Origin of the sequence: Glaciecola sp. XM2, from assembly GCF_018595715.1 — a bacterium.
Taxonomy (GTDB): Bacteria; Pseudomonadota; Gammaproteobacteria; order Enterobacterales; family Alteromonadaceae; genus Glaciecola.
The window spans coordinates 195,258-217,018 of record NZ_JAHEOJ010000025.1; the positions used below are offsets into that span (position 1 = coordinate 195,258).

The 21,761-nt window shown below is 44.3% G+C and carries 20 protein-coding genes; 7 read left to right on the top strand and 13 right to left on the bottom strand.

Annotation, left to right across the window (positions count from 1 at the left end; genetic code table 11):
- Positions 1-35 precede the first annotated feature (35 nt).
- The 3 genes from KJ365_RS12905 to KJ365_RS12915 all read right to left on the bottom strand — a co-directional run bounded on the left by KJ365_RS12905 (position 36) and on the right by KJ365_RS12915 (position 5,041).
- Positions 36-2,621 carry a TonB-dependent receptor gene (locus KJ365_RS12905; RefSeq protein WP_214452079.1) on the bottom strand — a complete coding sequence of 862 codons (2,586 nt, stop codon included), beginning with the start codon at positions 2,619-2,621 and terminating at the stop codon, positions 36-38.
- Complete coding sequence (locus tag KJ365_RS12910) at positions 2,614-4,482, bottom strand: sigma 54-interacting transcriptional regulator (RefSeq protein WP_214452080.1); 1,869 nt, start codon at positions 4,480-4,482, stop codon at positions 2,614-2,616. Before KJ365_RS12910 ends, KJ365_RS12905 begins: the two co-directional genes overlap by 8 nt.
- Before the next feature lie 172 nt (positions 4,483-4,654).
- On the bottom strand, positions 4,655-5,041 hold the full coding sequence (locus tag KJ365_RS12915) for a VOC family protein (protein ID WP_214452081.1): 387 nt from the start codon (positions 5,039-5,041) through the stop codon (positions 4,655-4,657).
- Between the two features lie 869 nt (positions 5,042-5,910).
- On the opposite strand from KJ365_RS12915, the gene KJ365_RS12920 reads away from it, so the two are divergent.
- The 3 genes from KJ365_RS12920 to KJ365_RS12930 are packed head-to-tail and all read left to right on the top strand — an operon-like array spanning position 5,911 to position 8,882.
- A complete protein-coding gene (locus KJ365_RS12920) occupies positions 5,911-7,197 on the top strand; it encodes an amidohydrolase family protein (protein WP_214452082.1) in 1,287 nt (428 codons plus the stop codon).
- A 2-nt stretch (positions 7,198-7,199) separates the two neighbouring features.
- Positions 7,200-8,405: an amidohydrolase family protein gene (locus KJ365_RS12925; RefSeq protein ID WP_214452083.1), complete on the top strand. Its 1,206-nt coding sequence runs from the start codon at positions 7,200-7,202 to the stop codon at positions 8,403-8,405.
- A 9-nt stretch (positions 8,406-8,414) separates the two neighbouring features.
- Positions 8,415-8,882: a nuclear transport factor 2 family protein gene (locus KJ365_RS12930; protein ID WP_214452084.1), complete on the top strand. Its 468-nt coding sequence runs from the start codon at positions 8,415-8,417 to the stop codon at positions 8,880-8,882.
- A gap of 609 nt (positions 8,883-9,491) precedes the next feature.
- Here KJ365_RS12930 and KJ365_RS17055 read toward each other — a convergent pair.
- Positions 9,492-9,962: a DUF4124 domain-containing protein gene (locus KJ365_RS17055; RefSeq protein WP_214452214.1), complete on the bottom strand. Its 471-nt coding sequence runs from the start codon at positions 9,960-9,962 to the stop codon at positions 9,492-9,494.
- Positions 9,963-10,103: 141 nt separating this feature from the next.
- Here KJ365_RS17055 and KJ365_RS12940 point away from each other — a divergent pair, with 141 nt between their 5' ends.
- From KJ365_RS12940 to KJ365_RS12950, 3 genes are read left to right on the top strand one after another with little or no spacing between them, the layout of a single operon-like run.
- Positions 10,104-10,847, top strand: coding sequence for a glycosyltransferase family 2 protein (locus KJ365_RS12940; RefSeq protein ID WP_214452085.1), 744 nt, complete (start codon positions 10,104-10,106; stop codon positions 10,845-10,847).
- The gene (locus KJ365_RS12945; RefSeq protein ID WP_250884214.1) at positions 10,840-11,556 is read left to right on the top strand and encodes a TVP38/TMEM64 family protein; all 717 of its coding nucleotides are present in this window, start codon (positions 10,840-10,842) and stop codon (positions 11,554-11,556) included. Before KJ365_RS12940 ends, KJ365_RS12945 begins: the two co-directional genes overlap by 8 nt.
- On the top strand, positions 11,556-13,289 hold the full coding sequence (locus tag KJ365_RS12950; protein ID WP_214452086.1) for an ArnT family glycosyltransferase: 1,734 nt from the start codon (positions 11,556-11,558) through the stop codon (positions 13,287-13,289). Before KJ365_RS12945 ends, KJ365_RS12950 begins: the two co-directional genes overlap by 1 nt.
- Positions 13,290-13,388: 99 nt before the next feature.
- Here KJ365_RS12950 and KJ365_RS12955 read toward each other — a convergent pair whose 3' ends face one another.
- The 4 genes from KJ365_RS12955 to KJ365_RS12970 all read right to left on the bottom strand — a co-directional run bounded on the left by KJ365_RS12955 (position 13,389) and on the right by KJ365_RS12970 (position 16,502).
- The gene (locus KJ365_RS12955) at positions 13,389-13,946 is read right to left on the bottom strand and encodes a CBS domain-containing protein (protein ID WP_214452087.1); all 558 of its coding nucleotides are present in this window, start codon (positions 13,944-13,946) and stop codon (positions 13,389-13,391) included.
- Between the two features lie 43 nt (positions 13,947-13,989).
- On the bottom strand, positions 13,990-14,265 hold the full coding sequence (locus tag KJ365_RS12960; RefSeq protein WP_214452088.1) for a hypothetical protein: 276 nt from the start codon (positions 14,263-14,265) through the stop codon (positions 13,990-13,992).
- A 550-nt stretch (positions 14,266-14,815) separates the two neighbouring features.
- Positions 14,816-16,006 (bottom strand): BaiN/RdsA family NAD(P)/FAD-dependent oxidoreductase, encoded by a 1,191-nt coding sequence (locus KJ365_RS12965; protein WP_214452089.1) that lies wholly within the window; start codon positions 16,004-16,006, stop codon positions 14,816-14,818.
- 19 nt (positions 16,007-16,025) lie between these two features.
- The gene (locus tag KJ365_RS12970; RefSeq protein WP_214452090.1) at positions 16,026-16,502 is read right to left on the bottom strand and encodes a methyltransferase family protein; all 477 of its coding nucleotides are present in this window, start codon (positions 16,500-16,502) and stop codon (positions 16,026-16,028) included.
- A 51-nt stretch (positions 16,503-16,553) separates the two neighbouring features.
- Here KJ365_RS12970 and KJ365_RS12975 point away from each other — a divergent pair, with 51 nt between their 5' ends.
- Complete coding sequence (locus tag KJ365_RS12975; RefSeq protein ID WP_214452091.1) at positions 16,554-17,684, top strand: M14 family metallopeptidase; 1,131 nt, start codon at positions 16,554-16,556, stop codon at positions 17,682-17,684.
- Positions 17,685-17,740: 56 nt separating this feature from the next.
- Here KJ365_RS12975 and nei read toward each other — a convergent pair whose 3' ends face one another.
- From nei to KJ365_RS13000, 5 genes are all read right to left on the bottom strand, one after another.
- On the bottom strand, positions 17,741-18,571 hold the full coding sequence (gene nei, locus KJ365_RS12980) for an endonuclease VIII (protein ID WP_214452092.1): 831 nt from the start codon (positions 18,569-18,571) through the stop codon (positions 17,741-17,743).
- 81 nt (positions 18,572-18,652) lie between these two features.
- Positions 18,653-19,126 carry a peroxiredoxin gene (locus KJ365_RS12985; RefSeq protein WP_214452093.1) on the bottom strand — a complete coding sequence of 158 codons (474 nt, stop codon included), beginning with the start codon at positions 19,124-19,126 and terminating at the stop codon, positions 18,653-18,655.
- Positions 19,127-19,221: 95 nt separating this feature from the next.
- Positions 19,222-20,043 carry a class I SAM-dependent methyltransferase gene (locus tag KJ365_RS12990; protein ID WP_214452094.1) on the bottom strand — a complete coding sequence of 274 codons (822 nt, stop codon included), beginning with the start codon at positions 20,041-20,043 and terminating at the stop codon, positions 19,222-19,224.
- Entirely contained in the window at positions 20,040-21,026 is a 987-nt protein-coding gene (locus KJ365_RS12995; RefSeq protein WP_214452216.1) for a 2-hydroxyacid dehydrogenase, read from the bottom strand. The genes KJ365_RS12990 and KJ365_RS12995 overlap by 4 nt, the downstream gene beginning before the upstream one ends.
- A gap of 31 nt (positions 21,027-21,057) precedes the next feature.
- A complete protein-coding gene (locus KJ365_RS13000) occupies positions 21,058-21,429 on the bottom strand; it encodes a VOC family protein (RefSeq protein ID WP_214452095.1) in 372 nt (123 codons plus the stop codon).
- Between the last annotated feature and the right edge of the window lie 332 nt (positions 21,430-21,761).

Consider the following 21,761-nt stretch of genomic DNA (forward strand, 5'->3'; position numbering starts at 1 on the left):
CGCTAAATATGCACTGCGTCTATACCTATAAACGCCTAGAAGTTGTACGTAAATTCAATACCATATTCTGCTAATGCAGATGGGTGGATGAATGAACCGCCAAATTCTGGAGCAGGGATGACTTCTTGTAAGTACTGCTCATCGGTGATGTTTTTCCCATACACTGCCAAGGTCCATGTATCGGCTTCAAGTGCAATACGAGCGTTAACAGTAGAGAATGAATCACGAGCGGCGTTGGTAAAGTCTTGTGGATGGGGGCCCGGTGGAACGCCGCCTCCTAAGGTACCAAAGAAGTCCCAAATCGTAGGCGTTTGCTCACCCTGTAGCGTATGGAAGAAGGTTTCACCGGTGTATTGATAATCAACACGTGTGGTGAGCCAATAATCATCCCCAACAGGTTGTTCATAACTAAAGCCAAGAGTGTAGGTGGTATCTGGAGATTGTGGAGCCTTATTGCCAACCGTTACCGGCCGGTTACGGTTTTCTTTAATCTCAGAATCAAGTAAGCCCAAGCCTGCAAATACCTTCAACGAGTCGCTCAAATCTGCCTCAACGTCTAATTCAAAGCCTTGGATTTCAAGTTCATCAATAGTGGTCACTGCGCGCAATAAGCCAAATGGGCCAGCGAAGAATTCAAAGAATTGATTGTCTTCGACGTTGGTTCTAAAGACTGCGCCGTTTAGCCTAACTTTGTTGTCCATTAATCTTGATTTAATACCAATCTCAAAGTTCGTAGTGACTTCCTTGTCGTACTCATCACTCACCAATAGCTGAGCATTGACCGCATCACCTGGGGTACCTGCACCCGATGCGTTAAACCAAAAATCTAGGGTAGCTTGCGTGCCTACTGAGTTGAACCCGCCGCTTCTAAAACCAACGCCGTAGCTTGCGTAAGAGTTAACGTTATCTGACAACTCATAGCTTAACGTGACTTTTGGTTGGAATTGCGAAAATGAGCGACTTCTATCTGGTACGCCGTTAGGGTTGCCCGCAAGCGCTGGATTAATAGGCCCAACAACACCATTGACAATGGTATTTACATTCAAGCCAGACGCGGTCACATTCGGTACATTGTTTGATACCGTTCTGTCTTCGTAGTCGTAACGTAAGGCAAAAGCAAATTCCATTTTGTCTGAAACATCGTATTCAATTTGGCCAAATGCTGAGAGCACAGATGTATCAAACGTATCGTCAAACAGTAAGTCTGTAGGATTTGGTCCAGTTGGTGGCACATATGCTTGGCGTAAAAAGCCTTGACCTTGGTCAGCGCCGTAGGCAACCACTACATCACGTTCTATTTCGGCAAAGTACAATCCGCCAATCCAGCGAAAGTCTGCGTCGTTATCGTCAGAGGTCACACGGATTTCACCGCTGAAGTCGGTTTGGCTGCGCTCTTGATATTGAAAGCCATCACAGGCAGTTGGCGTGTAAGGACCATAAACGCCGGTAAACTCAACGCCAGGTGGAAATACACCAAATGGCGCAAAGAACTCACCAAACAAATCCGTTCTATCCGCCCCACCTAAAACGCCCGGTGCATTGTTTAGGGTTGCACGATCTGTTTGGCATTGCGGTGTCAACTCGTAACCATAAAACGAAGCACTCGTGCCATCTGATAGCAAATACTCTTCAAGATCGTTGTATGCTAGAACACCAGTGACATCGTAACCGTCTAAATCCCAGTCTGCTTTAAGTGAAAACTCAACGTTATCTTGCTCGTTTTCGCCTGGCACGTTAAAAGCGAACACAAAATCATGATCGTTAACGTCCGCATTGTAAGCCGGTTGGTTAAATGCACCTACAAACGAAGGAAGCGCAAACACCGCATTAAAGTTAATCGCACCACCTTCGACTTTTGACATCCCGGCGCGAATATCAAGGGTCAATTCATCAGAGACATCCCACATGATTCGGCCGCGAACGGTGGTATCTTCCAAAAAGTCTACAACATCATCTTGATTGGTGAATATATTCTCGTAATGGCCATCAATACTATTGTAACTAGCCGTGAGTCGCCCGCGAACGTTGTCGCTAAGTGCTCCACTCACAATACCGTTAATACGCTGAATACCCGCGTTACCTACACCGGCTCTTACGCTGCCTTCAAAGTCTTCGCTAGGCTCAGTAGTGGTCACAAGAATGGCACCGGCAACCGCATTTCTGCCGTAAAGTGCACCCTGTGGTCCCTTCAATACTTCGATTTGCGCAATATCAAGCAACTCTTCGTTAAATCCATTTGGGTTGGTGATCAAAACACCGTCGACCACATAAGCGAAAGTCGATTCTGCATCGCGCGTAGATACTATCCCGCGTATGTTAACTTGCGTATCACCCACATTGGCGGCATCGACAATACTTACGTTTGGCACCAGAGAAATAAAGTCTGCAGGACGTTCAACACCGGCAGTCTCAATATCCCGAGCTGAAAGTGCACTTACCGCAATAGGTACCTCTTGCAAGCTTTCTGGACGCTTACGCGAAATACTAATGATTTCTACACTTTCTTCAGATGTCTCTGCCGCAGCATCTTGTGCTAATGCAATGCCAGAGGTGCTAAATGAGCCAGCTAATAGCGATACCGCTATTGCTTGCCCAAGTTTACTTTGGGTAAATCTACGCATGTTGTTTTCCCCTTTGGTTATTATCTTGGATGCGTTTTAGTCTTCGCCATAATGTGGTTTGGCTTATCCCTAAAAACTGAGCTACCAGTTCTTTGTTTCCGTTGAATTGCGTCATTGCTTGCCTGAGCAAGTCTTGTTCACTTTTGGCTAGTGCGCCAGTTTCTGTTGAATTATTCGCCAATATTTCTGGCGCCAAGTCATTAATCAAACGATTTATCTCCTGCTCACTCAACTGTGAACGATTAGCGCAATACACCAGCAAGCGCTCAACAATGTTTTCTAGCTCACGAATGTTGCCCGGCCAGTCATACTGAATAAATATGGGGGAAAGAAAGCCGGAGAGCTGTTCAAGAACCTGCTCGCTCAAATGATTAAAGTTAAGCTCATCAAGCTTGTGGGCAGTAATAGTGGCAATATCTTCCTTTCGCTGACGAAGGGATGGGATTTGTAAACTCAATACGTTGAGTCGATAGTACAAATCATCTCTGAACAAACCTTTGCTGACTTGCTCAGCGAGAGGTTTATTGGTTGCGGCGATTATTTTTAGGTTTACCTTGAATTCTTTGTGCGAACCGATAGGGCGGTAGGATTTTTCTTGGATGACCCGCAACAGTTTTGCCTGCTGAGGCAGACTTAACTCGCCGACTTCATCAAGAAATAGCACTCCATTTTCTGCCTCATACAGCAAACCATTTTTGCCCCCGCGTTTTGATCCTGTAAAAGCCCCTTCTACATAGCCAAATAACTCGCCCTCAAACAACTCGCTTGGCATAGCCGCGCAGTTTATGGCAACGAACTGTCCATGGGCAAAGGTACTTTTTTGATGGATGCGCTTCGCAATCATTTCCTTGCCCGTGCCTGATTCGCCAATGATGAGCACGTGACTTGGGGACTGTGCATATAAATCCGTACGCTCTAACAAATCGGTCATGACTTTGGAGCGATACACTAATGCGGGTGGGTTGGTGTGGGTTGAGCCTCTAGAAACGATTTTGGGGGTTTGTGCATAAAACTGATATACATCAAACTGATGATTAGACATGCTTACAGTATCTTTATGAAACCACCAGTCAGTTTGGTTTAAGCGGCATTGGCCATCAGATACGTCGCTGTATTGATTGCTACTCAACAAATCTACTATCTCTTGTTTGTTCAACTCGTCAATCGCAAATTCAGCCTTAGCAGCGTTGTTTGAGGTTAGAATGTTGGTGTAATTATCTACCACCAAAATGGGGGTTTTTGAATCCTCAACTAGCCAACGATGAATGGCTTTTTGATGTACGGTATCTTTGCTTTTTCGCCCCATCACGATGGCATCTTGGAGCACCTTACGGCACGATACTTTTGAGTAGATAAGAAAAGAACGAATGTTATTTTGAAACGCAAGCCCACAAACCAGGCTTGCGCCTACCACAACCTGTGAGCTGTCTAGATTAGCGAGTTGGTATATTTGTTTTGCTTCTTCAGCCGTCTCGTATTGACTGTGCGTAATCTTAACTGTCGTGCTTTGATTGAGAAGTTTGACTAAGCTACTGTAGTCATCAAAGGTGATAAGGTGGATGTCATCGCCGACCTGGCTGGCCTTTAAGAGTGAAGAAACAATATCAGACTCGGTCACAGGGATGGATAAAACCGGTACCTCAAGGGCAGTTTTGAGATAAGCGGAATTACTGCCTGCGCTTATAACTAGGTCTGGATTAAAGACATTAACGTGGGCGTTCGCTTCATCAATCGTCCCGACAATAGCATCAACAATTCTGCATTCAGCCTGCTCTTGAAACTCGCCCACAACACTACTGAGAAGTTGACTAAACTCCTTGTGGCCAAATATCAAAATGCGGACTTTATTGTCTTTTTGCATGAACTATCGACGACCTTGTTATAATTTATTTACAACTTAAACATAGCAGGCTTCATGCCAAATTCCATTTAATAGGGTTAAGCTATATAAATCAGCTATTTACAGAAATTAACGCGTTGATGCGCACACCCCATAAATATCAAATTGAAATAATATTTTTCACATTGAAATATTAAGTCTTGGTTTGCGTTAATTGTAAGATCGCTCCAAATTGCTCTATTTGCGCGATATCACATATTTCCCAACCGTCTAGGCCTTGGCGCTTTTCAACATGTTTTAAGGCGAGCTGATCTAAGGTTTGCTCAATAGATTGCGTGGCAAAGGATAGCAAAAAAATACCTTCCCCTTTTGTTGCCAAAATTTCAGCTACAACGCCTTCTTTGCTAGTGGGCTGCACTAATACCAATTGCGTTTCACCAATACTAAATCGCGCTGTTTTCACCATGCGTTTAGGCAAACTTTCCTCAATGGCACTTTGCTGAAATAAGTTCTTAAAATACGCAATAGAGTGCTCTAGGTCGGCAACAACAAAGTTGATATGATGTATATGTGTTAACACGCAACACCTCTGGCAGGTATGGTTACAATAGAGATGAGTAAAGCGTAGATGCTTTTGTCGTGTGTCGCCAGCTTGAACAGAGCAGCATATGCTGAAAGTGAGAACGAAGGGCGGGAACCCATCAATCCAATAGCACGTTAATACTGCTGCAAACCAAATCCAAATGGAAAAAGCGCCTTTCCATCAAACTGCCCTAAACATAAAACCATAAGACGTCTGATATTGAATCTCAGAATTAATATCAGCTTGTTTAGTTGATTGATCAACCAAGCCAGTCCACTAAAAAGACTACGCATCAGAATCTAGAAGCTTAGCTCGACGTAGCCATATTCCTCGTATTTGGCGACCAGTAAGCCACTTAGATAACACTTTCAAGTCTTCTTCTGTTAATTTCTCTAAAACGGCCCTAAATTCCGGTGTAAGGCTTAGGTCTGCCTCTTTTAACATGTCAGGGCGAGAGCTCGATGTCCTAAAAGCTCTGGTATGATCATACAGCCATATCTGCCAATCATCTTGAGTAAAGCCAATTCGGCTTGATAAAGCGCTAGAAGATGAAAATATTGAATATACCGTTCTGTTGAGAAAAAAAGGGGAACCAAAACTCTATTTATGTGATCCTCGGGTAGTGAACAAATGGACGAGAAAGGAAGATGAATAAACACAAACCCTCATTTTCCGTTACCACTTTTTCATGAAAAAAGTCACACCATATAACGGACTGGCCCAACCTTGTGCCGACTAAGGTTGGGTTACCCATTTCTTGAAGACTGCCCACACATAGTCTACTTTTATAGACAAACACAATGATTTATGTCAACAATGCTTTGCATGTTTGCATTTAGAGCATATCTACACATTTAGGGAAATTCATGACAAAACACATAAGAATACTGCTCAGTGCCTTAGCATTGGTAAGTGTGTCAGGCCTGGCTAATGCCAATCAGGATGAGATTATCGCCATTACCGGCGCGCGCTTGCTACCGATTACCAGTGAACCTATTGACGGCGGCACCATTGTGCTAAAAGACGGTAAAATACACGCCATTGGCAAAGACATTAATATACCAAGCGGCGCTACCGTTATTGATGCCACTGGCAAAGTTATTATGCCGGGGATTGTCGATACCCATAGCCACGTGGGGGCATCGGGAGACACCAACGAGCGTTCTAAAAAACTCAACCCAGAAATGCGTCTGCTCGACAGTTTTAACCCAGCAGATCCTAAAATCAAAGTCGCCTTGGCCGGCGGTATTACCACCGCCAATGTAATGCCCGGCAGTGGTAATGTAGTGGGTGGACAAACCATATACATCAAAATGACCGGCGATACGGTAGATGAAATGATTGTGGATGGCAGTATCGGCGGGATGAAGTTTGCTAACGGCACCAACCCTAAAGGCGACAAAGCCCCTACCACTCGTATGGCAACCGCGTCGATGGCGCGCGAGGCATTGTATGAAGCCAAAGCTTACTTAGAAAAGAAACAAGCGGCTGCGAAAAGCCGCAAAATAGACCCGCCAGAGTTTAACCTCGGTCATGAAGCCATGGCCGAAATCTTGGAAGGCAAGCGCATTTTGCACTTTCACTCGCATCGGGCAGACGACATAGTCACCGTGCTCAGGCTGAAAAAAGAATTTGGCTTTCGCTTAGTCATTCAACACGGCACCGAAAGCTACAAAATTGCGAAGATGATTGCGGGGATGGACGATGTCTATGTATCGCATATTTTGCTCGACAGTCACGGCGGTAAGCACGAAACCATGGAGTTAGTGATTGATGGCGCCGCTAAGCTTGAGCAAGCAGGCGTTAAACTTGCGCTGCATAGTGATGATGGCGTTATCGACAGCCGCTTTTTAATTCGTACCGCAGGACTTGCCATGCGCGGCGGCCTCTCAAGAGATGCAGCATTAAAGTCATTGACCATTTACGGCGCTGAAATGCTTGATTTGACCGATCGTGTTGGCTCTCTTGAAGTGGGTAAAGACGCCGACCTCGCCATTTTCGACGGTGATCCTCTTTCGCTTTATTCCAATGTGCTAGAGACTTGGATTGAAGGTGAAAAAGTATATGACCGCAGCATTCCTAAACATCGACTTTTTGCCACAGGTGGATATTTAATTGCAGACCGCTATTTAGCATTAGAAGAGGATAAGTAATCATGAGCATTCGTCATATATTTTTAGTACTTATCACTGTATTTGCCTGCCAAACCGCTATCGCACAAGACGTGTTCTACATTAAGGCTAATACTATCTATACCAGCACTGATGATGGCATCATTAGTAATGGCGTTATAAAAGTTGAGGATGGCAAAATTGCGCAAGTTGGCACCAATGTAACCATACCATCTGGCGCGAACGTGATTGAAACTGACATCGTGACACCTGGGCTTATCGATAGCCATACGGTTGTTGGTGTTAATGGGGCGTTTAACGAAGATGCTGATCAAGACGCTTTTGAGCGTGTAGATAGTATGGGCGCAGAGTATCGCATTTTAGACAGTTTCAACCCCTACGAATCGCTAATTGCTCACGCCTTGAAGTTTGGCGTCACCACCATTCATGTGACACCTCAACCGGCCGCTCCTGTTGGTGGTGTTAGCGCCATATTTAAAACAACTGGTCATACAGCCGATGAGATGGCCCTTCGCTCTGAAGCCGCCATGATGTTTAATTTGGGCGATGCGCCTAAAGCATACTTTAGAGATAGAAATGGACCATCGACGCGCATGGCGACCGCATCACTCATTCGCGAATCATTATACAAAGCCAAAGCTTGGCAAACAGAAGATGAAGACAAGCGCAAAATGGACTTGTCGATGCAGGCGCTTGCTAAAGTGCTAAGCGGCGAGCTAGACGCGATTTTTACCGCCCATAGAGAACACGACATCGCGACGGTTTTGCGTATTGCAAAAGAGTTTAACATCAAGCCTATCATCAACTATGGCACTGAAGGCTATCTTATGCGCGATACCTTATTAGCTGCAGATGCCACTGTAATCGCCGCGCCTACGATGCAGCGCAGCTCAGGTGAGAAACAAAACGCCTCGCTTGAAGCGGCAAAACTCCTGCATGATGCGCAAGTACCTTTCGTATTTTCTAGCGGCTATGAGGGCTACGTGCCCAAGACCCGTGTACTGCTATGGGAAATTGCCATTGCAGTCGCCAATGGTCTTGATAAACAAGCAGCTATTGATGCGGCAACAATCGTACCTGCAGAGCTATGGGGCATTAGCGATAAAGTAGGCAGTATTGAAGCCGGTAAGCACGCAGACTTAGTGCTGTATCAAGGCGACCCGTTTGAATACACGAGTAAAGTAACCGGTGTATACATTGAAGGTGTTCGAGTAAGTGAAGGGGGTTAAGCAAGGCTAATGAGACCTCTTATTTTAATATGTGCGCTGCTTATAGCAGCGCCTCTTGTTTTTGCGAGCGATGCACGTGAGGATGTATCACAACAAGTGCTAATTCCGATACACACGCTATTTGACGGTATGAGAGAGTCAGACGGTGCTAAAGTGCGTGATGCCTTTGCGCCAAACGCTGTGATACATCGCGCGCATGCCTCACTGCGCAATGATCTTACTCCCGAAAGTTTTGCCACCGCGGTAGAAAACAATCAAGACCAGCTTTGGGATGAAAAGATTTGGGATATCAAAGTAAACACCGATGAAAAGCTCGCTTCAGTATGGACACAATTTGCCTTCATCCGCAACGGTGAATTAAGCCACTGTGGCGTGAATTCGTTTCAGTTGTACAAGTTTGAAGATGGCTGGAAGATTATTCATCTTGTAGATACCTTTCGACAAGATGGGTGTGTGTTGCCCGAGCAGTTTAAATAGCTTGCTGTTGCCGTCATAAAGATAGGGATATTGTGTTATGGCAATAAAGTGTGAACAGGCACTGTAGTATTTACCTTCAAGTTTGCACGGATTTGGTTCTGTGCAATTTGGGTTGGCTATAACTTCATCTGAAAGTTTGCAATTAAGGGCTAATAAAGTCTAAATGAAAGTTCGTCTCCAAATGGGGAAGAGAACGGAACGAACAGTATTATGCCTTCGCAAGGATGACGCCTGGGACGTTTCAAACAGCGTAGTTAATGCATCGGCCATGACCGCAATCGGATGGCACTTGTCACTCGAAGAGGATTAGCTTGAGGCCAATCACTTCCTATGAAAATTTAAGGAAGCGTACAAACTATATTGTCATTACACAACACTTGTGCAGTAACAATAAAGTCTGCACGCAAGAAGGATTATTTCCCTTAAAGTTTGAACGCACTAATTGTCCGACGATAAATAGGTAGAAACTTATCAAGGTTTTGGCAATGTTTGATAGTTTTCTCGGTCAACGCTATCTTATTTCGATAACATAGTTTGATATTATTTAGGGTCTTGAATGGCCCTTGAATGGCCCTTGAATGGCCCTTGAGAGGCTGTGAGTTCAATTGGTCAATGCAACGCTATTGTTTCAAAAAGCCTAAAATCAACTCGTACAGGTTTTACAAGGTGTTTAAGAACAACGCGTGCAAACATTTCTCGCGCCTTCATGACGCGGGCGTTAATAGTGTTACGCAAGTTCATGGGGGTTGATGAATTGTGGTAGTTGATGGATATCATTTCAGGTTGAATAGTACCAACTAGCTTAACGGGTGTATCACCGAATACTTGCCGTGGTTTGTCACTAATAGTAGTTGTGCCATTTTGGTCTTGCCATTGATAAATGGCTTTTTGCTTGCTTGTGTTAAGTGGTAAAGCACACGATTCACCAACCGTTTGCAGTTCAGAAAATCGATGATGTAAAAGAGGCTCAGGTGATTGATCTAATTGATGGGGTACATTGCTTGGATTTAAAGTAGCTTTTATTTCATGCTTTTCGGTTGCAGCTATTGTTTCTGATTCAGTAGTCTCATGTGGGTTAATTAATTCCTGAAGCGAGTTGCACGTTAGCTTATAGTGTTGTGTCTGACAAGCTTGGTTTCAATAAAGCTTAAGTTAGTCTTAAGGTTTACCGCTTAGACTAAGCGGTACTTTTTCAAAAGCGTTGTTAAAACCATCAGCAACATGCCAAAAATAAAATCTATAAGCGTTGTAATACCCGCTAAAAATGAGGCGGACAATATTAAGCCTTTGGTTAAGGAAGTTATGGTATCCCTTGATCAAGTGTGCGACTTTGAAATTATTTATATAGATGATGGCAGCTCAGACCATACTGCACAAAAGGTCATTCAACTAAGCCGCGAGTATCCAACTAAAGTCCGCTTGTTGCAACATTCAGAATCAGTGGGGCAGAGCACTGCAATACACACCGGTGTGTCCCATGCAAAAGGCAAGGTAATTGTAACCTTAGACGCCGATGGTCAAAACAATCCCAAAGATATTCCTAAGCTCTTAAACGCTGCTGCTAATTTTGATGCTGACAAAGACTATTGTATTGCTGGATATCGAAAATCACGAAAAGACACCGCTTGGAAACGCTTTCAATCAAAGGTAGCAAACAAAGTGCGTTCTAAGTTATTAAAAGACGCGACACCCGATACTGGGTGTGGACTGAAAGTATTTCCTCGGGCCACGTTTATGCAGTTGCCATACTTTGACCATATGCATCGCTACTTGCCTGCCTTAATTAAACGCCTAGGCGGCAGCATTGAAGTGGTAGAAGTAAGTCATAGAGACCGCGAACATGGTATATCAAAATATGGCATGTGGGGACGACTTTTTGCCGGTCTTGTTGATATGCTAGGGGTGATGTGGCTGCAACACCGAGCGAAAAAACCTTACGTTAGGGAATCTAGCCTTCATGAATAATAACAGCGACTTCGTATGGTATAAACATGGTTTAGGGACCGTGGCTGTATGCATGCTCGTTGCCTTCATGATGTCTTACTTGGATATGTTTAGTTTATTTAATCAGGCGTGGATAGATCGAGATATTCGTGATAACGGCTTGCTTGGAGGTGTCTATTTTATCTTAGTCGCGGGGATGCTAACCGCCTGTGGCGCGCCTCGTCAGTTGATGGCGTTTTTAGGGGGGTATGCCTTTGGCTTTGTCGCCGGCGCTTTGTTGTCTACCATCGCTACAGTTATGGGTTGCATGCTTGCGTTTTTTGCCTCTCGATTACTAATACGTCCCATCATACGCAGAAAGTTTAGTCGTCAAGTGGTGCGAATAGATAATTTTTTGTATCGGAATCCTTTTCGAAAAACGATGATTATTCGCCTGCTACCGGTAGGCAGTAATATAATGACCAACTTACTAGCAGGTAGTACAGCGGTAAAACCCAGTGCGTTTTTTGCGGGATCAGCACTTGGATATGTGCCGCAAATGGTGATTTTTGCACTCTTAGGTAAAGGCTTATTTATTGGGTCTGAATGGAAAATAGCCGTCAGTATCGCGTTATTGTTAATCTCGAGTTTTCTGAGCGTATCTTTATACAAAAAGAATCGTCAACAAGGCTTAGAAGTACTTGGCCCAGCGCTTAATGAGGGCGAGACTATTAATCATAAGAATCGATGATGAATTCACACTCTACAAATACCTCGGTTTACACGAATACTAATCGCTTTGTTGAAACATTAGCCACTTCATTCTGGCCTCTGTTTATCGCTGCCTTTATTTTAATCTTTACCGGCATAGGCTTGCGTGACCCTTGGCCTGCTGACGAACCACGCTTTGCGCTGGTCGCCAAAGAAATGGTTGAAACTGGGCAATGGTTTTTTCCGGCTCGAGCCCAAGAGCTTTACCCTGATAAACCGCCTGTTTTTATGTGGGCAATTGCCATTTTTTATTGGCTTACGGGCTCCGTCAGAATAGCATTTTTAATGCCCTCGGCGCTTTGTGGTCTTTTGACTCTATTTTTAACCTATGATATCGCGAAGCGTTTATGGTCAAAAAAAGTAGCTTTGATGGCTGGCTGGCTTCTACTGTTCAGTTTTCAGTTTGTATTACAGGCCAAAACTGCACAAATTGACGCTACTGTGACTGCATGGATAACGCTCGGGTGCTATGGAATATTGCGTTATTCTCTAGTAGACGGAAAGTATCGATGGTATGCCTTAGCATGGGTTTTCATGGGCGTGGGCGTGATCACAAAAGGGGTAGGATTTTTGCCCATGTTGATGCTCATTCCATTGTTGTTTTACCGTTACAAGGCTAAAACCGCAAACAACGTTGTCGCTTATCCAATGTGGACTTGGTTTGCGGGGCCCTTCATTATGTTGGGAACGATTGCGCTTTGGGTGGTTCCCATGATGGTAATTGTAGCGCAGTCAGACAGCGCTGCATTTGAGCTTTATCGCGATAACATTCTTCTCAAACAAACCGTGACGCGATATGCCGATTCATGGCATCACGTAAAACCTGCTTGGTACTATGTTACCTCGGTCATTCCTGTATTCTGGTTACCTCTTAGTCTGATGATCCCTTGGTTAGTAAAGCCTTGGATAGCCTCTTTTAAAGCGCTAGACCCACGAATTATTTTACCGCTTACGTGGGTTGTACTAGTGATTGTGTTCTTTAGCATCAGCCCGGGTAAGCGAGGCGTATATATTTTTCCTGCATTGCCTATGTTGGTCTTAGCCGTTGCGCCTTACTTTGAGTTATTGCTTAAAAAAGCAGGCCTGCGCAGATTGCTGTTTGGCTTAGTATCATTGTTGAGTTTCGGCCTAATCGCTTTTGCGGTATTGGGTTTAATGGATGTTAATGCTGTCAGCAAACTCGCTGACAAAATTGAGATCAGCCCTTGGTATTTTTTCTTATGTGTAGGCCTCATTAGTACGCTCGGTTTGATATATGCACTGGTGAAAAATACTTGGTTTGCATGGCCAGTATTTTTTACCGCTCTGTGGATGACATATAGCACTTACGGGTATGTATTAAGAAACGAGGTGAGTACACCTATTTCTATATATGAGAACGCTCAACAGTATGTTTCTGACGACGCAGAAATTGCGTTGCTTCGATTTTCTGAGCAGTTTATTTTGTTTTCACCTTATCCTGTCTATCACTTTGGGTACCATACGCCATTAGAGGAGCAACTTAAGGCAGCATATCAGTGGCAGTCAAACGAAAGACGCTATTTGCTTATTGAGGATGAACTCATCGACCCGTCATGCTTTGATATGGCCAGTGTTATAGACTTAGGGTTTGCACACAGACGGCATTGGATCTTGTTGCCACAGGACGCGAAAAAGCCGACATGTGAATATCCACCGTCAGAGCTCCCGGTTTATTTTTATGAGCATAAATAGCAACCAGTTTGGACTCAAAATTGGCTTGAGACTGAAACGTTTATAGCCGACAGACGAAGGCACTGGCTGTAACTAAGCCAGTGCCACATGCTTTATATCCTAATCGAAATGATCAGCCAGTGTAGAAAAACTAGGTTGATTTTGTATGTCGATATTTAATTTTAGCTTGCGTGAAATATCACTTACCGAAAACAGGCCTCGAATAAGATTTTCATTCGTATCGACGACTAAACAGTGGTGGCGTCCCGAGTTTTTTAATGTTTCGATGACTTTTTTAATACTACTGAGCTTTACCGCTTCATAATCTAGCACTTGTAAGCCGCTTCTTGGCGTCATAAATTCAGTTACTGAGAGTTCGTCTCTAGTATCGCCCTTCTGTAGTTTTTGCACAATTTTGCGCTCGATCAAATCATCGGCACTCACAATGCCCACTAAATCGCCCTGCTCATTTACCACGAGTTTTAGTCTTACATGCGTTTTCTTCATAAGTTTAACCGTATCCACTGCAGACACACTAGACTCTATAATCAAGGGTTGTGTTTGTGTGAAGTCGGTGAAAAACGAAATCGCGGGTGACGTTAACGATAATTCAGTCTGATCAATAGGTACGGCTAAGTGATTGATATTACCAATGTTCTTAAGATCTAATTTAGTCATTTTGTTTTCCTTAGATAATTAAAATAAAAAGTGTATTAATTTACTAAGAAAACGGTGGCGCTCTGCTTCTGAAGGAAAGTATTGAGTTTGCAATAACTGCAAAGGACTTTGTGCTAATTTCAGTAAAGTTACTCGATTGCAATGTTGCAGAGTAGGATATTGGAAGGACTTTGTCATCATCAACTTCCGCATCCAAACCGCCCGCATCCATAGCAATGGATAGCTGAATGTTAGGCGCCTGCATTTCACTTGCGCCATCATCTGGATAAGCACCAGCACCCGATATCAGCAATAAGGAAAAAAGAAAGAAATAATTCACGTCAACAGTCTTGTACTTTATATAAAATTAAGGTGTGGGCGCTCAGCAAAATTTACAAGGTGAGTGATGCGTTTTTCTAAACAGTCTACAACTTAGCAAGTATTGACATGTGCAATCGATCACTTATTAATCTAAATTATTCCTAAACCCAAAAGACGTCACAGTAAAGACCGAACTTAACCTTTGTTCTAAAGCTACAACTGGCGATAAATTAAGTTTTATGATGTAAAAGCTTAACTCGGCTTTGCTGCGATTGATTTGGCCAATATTACGTGCGCCACCTGAAGAGCAATACGCAAACGATTTTACTATTCAACGTGACTTCAACTTTGGGGCATAGACTACCTTTACTGCAAGAGTGAAAGAAACACACTATTACATGGTGGGAACAATGGCATCCTGATCACCCAATTCCTGTACCAATAGCCTATCTTCGCATGACATTTCAAACTAACACGTTGTGCTCACGAGGGTAATAATTCTCTGTTTAATTCCATTTTTCCCTGTTTAATTCCAAAATTCACTCTTTACGTTCGTCAAAACTACACAACTAAACCACCTGCCCCGCGACCCAAGCACTCGACCAGGCCCATTGGAAGTTATATCCCCCGAGCCAGCCGGTTACATCGACTACTTCGCCAATAAAATAAAGGCCCTTTTGATTTTTTACTTCCATGGTCTTAGACGACAAATAATCGGTATCTACACCGCCAAGGGTCACTTCGGCGGTGCGGTAGCCTTCTGTGCCATTAGGCTTTATCTGCCATTGTGAAAAGCTCGATACCGCCTGCTCTAGCTGCTTGCCTTGGTATTGTTTGAGGGGTTTGTTGGTGATGTTAAGGTAATCGATAGCGGTTTGAACAAGTCGCTTGGGATAGATTTTGCAAAGCGCAGTTGATAATAATGCGTCGGGCGAATTGTTTTGCTCATCATTAAGCATATTGAGTAAATCGCCATTTGGGTACAAGTCAAAATCTACTGCTTGTCCAGGCTCCCAAAAGCTTGAGATTTGCAATACCGCCGGTCCACTCAAGCCTCTGTGGGTAAACAAAATGTTCTCATTAAACTGCGTATTGTTGCAGCTTGCGGAGGCATCTACTGAAATTCCGCTTAGCTCCCCTAACACCTCTTTATCGTGATCGTGCAGGGTAAAGGGCACCAACGCGGCGCGGGTAGGTATAATCGGTAAGCCAAATTGTTCAGCCACTCGATAACCAAAGGGAGTCGCGCCGAGCTTAGGCATACTCAAACCACCTGTGGCAATCACCAAGGCCGGTGCTTGATACTCACCCTTTGCAGTATGCACGCTGTACACGCCGTCTTGATAGGCAACTTCTCCCACTTCGCATCGGTTAGTTACAATCGCACCGGCTTTTGTGCACTCTTGCATGAGCATATCCACAATGTCTTTGGCGGTGTTGTCACAAAAAAGTTGGCCCAGCGTTTTTTCATGATAGGCAATTTTGTATTGCTCGACCAAGGCGATAAAGTCCCACTGGGTATAGCGACTTAGAGCAGACTTACAAAAATGCGGGTTTTGCGATAAGAAATTCTCGGGAGACGCGTACATATTGGTAAAATTGCAGCGGCCACCGCCCGACATCAGGATTTTACCGCCTAAGCGCTTAGCATGGTCAATGACCTCGACTTTACGTCCTCGTTTGGCCGCCTCTGCCGCACAAAACAAACCCGCCGCCCCCGCGCCAATGATCAGTACATCTCTTTGAATAACCTGATTCAATCCATTTTACCTTTTTTGTTCATATCCAACGCCTAACACGTGAAGTGTAATCGCTGTAGGCCTGGCCAAACACCTTGCCTAGCATTCGCTCCTCAGCTCCAATTTGAAAGCGTGTCATGTATAATTGAAAGCCTAGCACCCAACATGCAGCGATAGGGTTTTGCAGCCGTATCGCAAATGCGATGGTTAACAATAGCATTGCCAAGTACATTGGGTTACGGCTGACTCGAAAAATACCGCTGGTCACAAGGTGTTTTGCTTTATCAATATTGACAGGGTCTAAACTGGTTTTTGCTAAACTGAACGACACCACCGCCGCTACCCCAACACATACAGCAAGCATCATTAAGATTCGCGAAATAACGATGTGCCATGGTGTAAACAGCGGTTCGAATGATATCACGTAGTTTGTCAGGTACATGCCTGCAACGGTGATGATAAGCACCACAACAGGTGGCACTTTAAGTTCAAGCGCAGAGAATTTAGATACTTGCATCAATTGCTTTATAAAGTAGAGTAGCGAGATAGCCCATATAGTGACAGATTCATGACTGATATTCCAAAAAATCGCCTAAGCAAATCCCATATTTCAGTCGCGCAAAACGCGTCTGGGCGCAGTTTAAATGTGCCGATTTATCGCATTAGTGATAATGCTCCGGGGCCTAGAGTGTATATCCAAAGCTCCATTCACGGTGCCGAAGTTCAAGGGAATGTTGTTATTTATCATTTATTACAAGCGCTTAGCTCACAAAAAATTAATGGCGAAATCATTCTTGTGCCTAACTGTAACCCTGTAGGGACGAACATAAAAGCAGGTGAATATACCTTAGGACGCTTTGATCCGGTCAATGGCACAAACTGGAATCGAGGTTATCATTATGATGAAGAACAAGTGTTCTCTTTTGCCGATTCTGTGCAAGAGAATGATACTCAAGAGCAGATTAAGCAGGCGTTTCGTCAAAGCATAGCGAAGGCGATTGACAACAAGCTATCGCAACCTTGGGGCCTGGGATTAGCACAGCAGTTGAATTTACGGTTACAGCAAATAGCCACTACCGCTGATATTGTGCTGGATTTACACAACGGCCCGGTTTCTACCCGCCACATTTATATCCCGGAGTATGCCAAATCGGCAGCCTATGAATTTTCTATTCCCCACTGCATTTTTATCCCCAATAAGTTTGCCGGCGCGCTAGACGAGGCAACGTTTTGCCCTTGGTGGACATTGCAAGAGACCCTACAGGCGCGTTTTTCTCGAGAGTTTGATTTTGGTGTGCAGGCTTTTACCTTAGAAATGGGTAGCCAAGAAGTCATACAATTTGACGAAGGTGAAAAAGATGCCGTCAGCATTTTGGGGTATTTGAGTCAAAAAGGCATGCTGCAAAGTGGTGATTATAAACCGGCGAGCATGCGCCGTATTGGCGTCATGTTAAAAGATTATCGCACCATGTTTACCGACTTTGGCGGCATGGTAGAGTATTGTGTTGCTCCCGGTCAGCATGTGAAAGCAGGGGATACTATGGCACGCATTCTTAATATCGACGATTTAGATAACCATAAAGCCGTGCAAAATGTGGTGGCGCCATGCGATCTTATCCCGATATTGCACTTTCCATCAGCGTCGGTGCTCAGTGGTACGCAGTTGTATAAGTGTTTTACTGAGTATTTTGAGCTGTAAAAAGTCTGAGCTAATTAAGCTAGCGTACGGTTTAGCGACTCTGCCGATAAGCGAGATCAGCTCTTCGTATCGCCCAAACACCCTTCACACCAGTAAATGCGACGGCCATTACGCTGCGCCTTAACGATTGGTGTGACGCATTTCCTGCACGGTAAGCCCTCGCGATTAAACGCCATAAACCGAACGCTTTCATAACTGCCTTTCGTTTTGGCTAAGGTTTTTGCCAAACGACCTGGCACCGTGTGACCTTTAGTTTGATATGCTCTGTGACTTATCTCAAGCGTTTGTTTAGCAAGCGCTTTTATTTGCTCAGAAGATAATTGCTTGGGTTTAAGGTCAGGGTGAATATTGGCGGCATATAGTATTTCAGTGCGAAGATAGTTGCCAATCCCGGCAATGAAGTGCTGGTCAAGATAGAGTGTGGATATGCGGCGATTGCAGAACCGCTTATCGAGCAAGCGCGCCGATACCTTTTGCCATGTAAGCGATGCATCAAGAATATCAGGGCCTATCTTTGACAAAAAAGGATGGCTAGGCAATTCCTCATAGCGATAAATACCAATGTCAGAGGCGCTATATAACAACGCGCTTTTATCTTCAGCATGCAGTGCCAAGCGCAATGAACGCTTGGTATTGGGTAGGGATCCGCGTTTGGCTGTTTTCCAAACGCCATAGAGCTGATTATGAGAATACACCGACAGGCCATTGTCAAAATGAATGAGCATTGCCTTACCCCGCGTTTCAACCTGCCTTACGCGCTGCCCTTTCAATTGCTTGGCGGGAGATTCTAGGCGAGCTAAACCCACCTGAACCTCCTCAATGACCTTGCCCTCAATGACTTTGGCGATGGTATCTGCGGCGCGCCTTATTTCTGGACCTTCAGGCATGTACACCCTCTGCAATCCGATAACAAGCACCGCCGCATAAACTAAGCATCAACACATGAAGGTCCTAGCAAATAGATGTGTTTATAGCGCGCCAAGCAAAGTCTCAGCGTCGCTAACTTTAAAGCCGCCCCCTTCTTCTAAATTAAATACGCGCACTACGCCATCATCCACAATCATCGAATAACGCATAGAGCGCAGGCCGCCAAAACCTTCGGTGTTCATGTCTAGACCACAGGCTTTAGTAAATGTACCGTCACCGTCTGCTAGCATAACAATATGCTCTGCGTTTGACGCTTTGCCCCAAGAATCCATTACAAACGCATCGTTGACAGATAAACAAATAATATCGTCAATGCCTTTTGCTTTGAGCTTATCTGCGAGAGCAACATAGCCTGGTAAATGGGCTTGAGAGCACGTTGGCGTAAAAGCGCCAGGTACCGCAAACAGCGCCACTTTTTTACCTGCAAACAAACTGGTGGTGGTAGGGTTTTTCATTTCGCCGTCGGTCATTAGGCTAAATGTTGCTTCTGGGAGGTTTTGGCCTACTTCAATCATGATCATTCCTTTTGTAAACGTTAAGGTTATTGTGATTATCTAGCGTTTTGCACTGCAATAGCGGATTCGCATGCCCCACTATCCAACAATACTACTTATTGAATGATGTATACGTCGAACCTATGCTTTTTCGATCGAATCGCCATTGTGGGTTTGCGGTCTTGTGAATTTGCCAGTTCAGGCGCCGACACTGGGCGTTTTACCACTACTCTGGAAGTCGCATAGTTAAGCGCATTTGATAGCAGTGCTTCGCTGTCTTGATCGGGCCCAAGTAAACGTTGAAATGCCTGCATCTCTTTTTTCACTAGCGCTGATTTTTTCTTGTGGGGAAACATCGGGTCAAGATATACAACCTCTGCAGGCTTGCTCGATGCACTGTCGAATGATTCAAGATAACCAATTGCATCTTGACTCACTAACGACAAACTTTGCAACAGCGGCTCTTGGGCGTCTTCTAAACGCAGCAGAGCATCTTCAAGCAATGCTGCAATCACCGGATGGCGCTCTAACATGGTCACATTTGCGCCCACACTCGCCATCACAAAGCTATCAGTCCCCATACCGGCAGTACAATCGAGTACGTTCAGCGTAGATTTGCCTTTTATGCCGATTGCTTTGGCTATCGCTTCATTACGACCCCCTCCATGGAGCTTGCGATATTGCAAAGCAGAAGACACAAAATCAACACGGATATCAGTCCACGAGGGCTCGCTGCTTAAGCGTAAACTCAGGCCATGTTCGGTATAGACCAACTGCCACTGCGAACCGCTAAACGTATGCTGTTTTTTTTGTGGGTTAATCTCATAAACGGGCAATGTTAACTTTTTACTTAAACGCTGCGCCCGCTCGTGAGCTAACAAACTGCCGGCATCTTCAATCAAGATCACCGTATTGACTAACAATGGATCAGCGCTCATAAAAAGGTATCATGTTCAACATCTGAAGCGGCAGCCAAATGCACATTGCTTATGGTTGTCTGAGCAATTTGCGATAAAGCTTGATCGGTAAAAAAGCCTTGGTGGCCTGTAATCATTACATTGGGGAAGGTCAACAAACGCTGAAACACGTCATCGGCGATGATCTCAGTGGAACGGTTTTTAAAAAATAGGTCTTCTTCCATTTCGTAAACATCTAAACCCAAATAGCCAATTTTTTGAGACTTGATACCATTAATTACCGCTTTTGTATCGATGAGTTTTCCACGTGATGTATTTATGAGCATAACCCCATCGCGCATTGCTTCAATGCGAGGCGCATCAATCATATGAAAGGTCTCGTCGTTGAGTGGACAATGCAGCGAAATCACGTCTGCTTCTGTAATTAGTTCATCTAGACTTACATACTGCAAGTTTGCTTGCTGTAAGTCGTGAGCCGGAAAAGGGTCATAGCACAGCACCTTGCAACCAAAACCACCTAAGATGCGACATACTGCTTGCCCAATTTTACCGGTACCAATAATGCCGACTGTTTTTTTCTCAAGATTGAAACCAAGCAGGCCATTTAAATCGAAATTTCCCTCTTTGACGCGATTGTAAGCCTTGTGCAGCTTTCGATTTAAAGACAGTATTAAGGCAATGGTATGCTCTGCCACCGCCTGAGGCGAATAGGCTGGCACACGAGATACCATCAGTCCTTGTTGCTTTGCATAGTCAATGTCTACGTTGTTATAGCCTGCGCATCGCAGTGCAACGTGCTTCACCCCCATACCAAGAAGCTTGTCAATCACCGCCTTATCAACACGATCATTGACAAACACGCAAACCGCATCAGCATCTTTTGCCAATATTGCGGTTTGCTCACTAAGCTTTGCATCCAAAAAATCAAAGCAAATGTCGTCGGGGCAGGCATCTAACAAAAAGGTCTTGTCGTAGTCCTGACTGCTAAATACCTTTACACTTATCATGTTTTTCATGCACGACGCAGTAAATGTCTCAACCAAAATGGTTGAACGCGATTTTGTTGCCGTCAAAATCTCGAAAGTAAGCGCCATAAAACACATCAGGTATGCGCTGACCGGGTTCTCCATCGCATGTTGCGCCAAGTTCTAGTGCCTTAGCATGCATTTGGGCAACCTTCTCTTTTGAACCCGGAGCAATCGCAAGCATGTTGCCATTACCGCAATTTGAGGGCGCTTCATTATACGGAATACAAATAGACAGCATGGGCGATTTCATGTCTTTACCAATAAAAATAATACGGTCCATTTTCACCAGGGTTTTTGCGCCAAGGGGTGCAAGTAGCTCGGTATAAAATTTCTCTGATTTTTCCAAATCACTCACGCCGATGGTTGCATAACTAATCATATTTTTTCCTTATTTTGTTGTGTTGTTTAGGTGTAACATATTCTTGCAAACAATGTTTATCAGAATTCTTGTCTTATTGCGATGAGCATGTATGAAAATGTCCAAAATTGACTATCACGCACTCTTCCGTGTGTGAGTCACAGCAACAAATATCGCACAAAATACAACCGCCTTTAGATTAAAAAAACATCGCTTTTAAAGCGCAAATATCTCTTTAATTCCCTGGGGCTTAAGTATGGAAATTGGACGCCTTTCGCCCAATCATCACGTCATCATTGGGCTGCAAAGATGACGCCGCGTCGAAAACATCCTAAAGGTATAGTCTGAAGAGT

Bases quoted from the DNA above. Each gene is read 5' to 3' on its own strand.
- KJ365_RS12905 (WP_214452079.1), bottom strand. From the start codon at position 2,621: ATGCGTAGATTTACCCAAAGTAAACTTGGGCAAGCAATAGCGGTATCG.
- KJ365_RS12910 (WP_214452080.1), bottom strand. From the start codon at position 4,482: ATGCAAAAAGACAATAAAGTCCGCATTTTGATATTTGGCCACAAGGAG.
- KJ365_RS12920 (WP_214452082.1), top strand. From the start codon at position 5,911: ATGACAAAACACATAAGAATACTGCTCAGTGCCTTAGCATTGGTAAGT.
- KJ365_RS12925 (WP_214452083.1), top strand. From the start codon at position 7,200: ATGAGCATTCGTCATATATTTTTAGTACTTATCACTGTATTTGCCTGC.
- KJ365_RS12930 (WP_214452084.1), top strand. From the start codon at position 8,415: ATGAGACCTCTTATTTTAATATGTGCGCTGCTTATAGCAGCGCCTCTT.
- KJ365_RS12940 (WP_214452085.1), top strand. From the start codon at position 10,104: ATGCCAAAAATAAAATCTATAAGCGTTGTAATACCCGCTAAAAATGAG.
- KJ365_RS12945 (WP_250884214.1), top strand. From the start codon at position 10,840: ATGAATAATAACAGCGACTTCGTATGGTATAAACATGGTTTAGGGACC.
- KJ365_RS12950 (WP_214452086.1), top strand. From the start codon at position 11,556: ATGAATTCACACTCTACAAATACCTCGGTTTACACGAATACTAATCGC.
- KJ365_RS12955 (WP_214452087.1), bottom strand. From the start codon at position 13,946: ATGACTAAATTAGATCTTAAGAACATTGGTAATATCAATCACTTAGCC.
- KJ365_RS12970 (WP_214452090.1), bottom strand. From the start codon at position 16,502: ATGCAAGTATCTAAATTCTCTGCGCTTGAACTTAAAGTGCCACCTGTT.
- KJ365_RS12975 (WP_214452091.1), top strand. From the start codon at position 16,554: ATGACTGATATTCCAAAAAATCGCCTAAGCAAATCCCATATTTCAGTC.
- nei (WP_214452092.1), bottom strand. From the start codon at position 18,571: ATGCCTGAAGGTCCAGAAATAAGGCGCGCCGCAGATACCATCGCCAAA.
- KJ365_RS12985 (WP_214452093.1), bottom strand. From the start codon at position 19,126: ATGATTGAAGTAGGCCAAAACCTCCCAGAAGCAACATTTAGCCTAATG.
- KJ365_RS12990 (WP_214452094.1), bottom strand. From the start codon at position 20,043: ATGAGCGCTGATCCATTGTTAGTCAATACGGTGATCTTGATTGAAGAT.
- KJ365_RS13000 (WP_214452095.1), bottom strand. From the start codon at position 21,429: ATGATTAGTTATGCAACCATCGGCGTGAGTGATTTGGAAAAATCAGAG.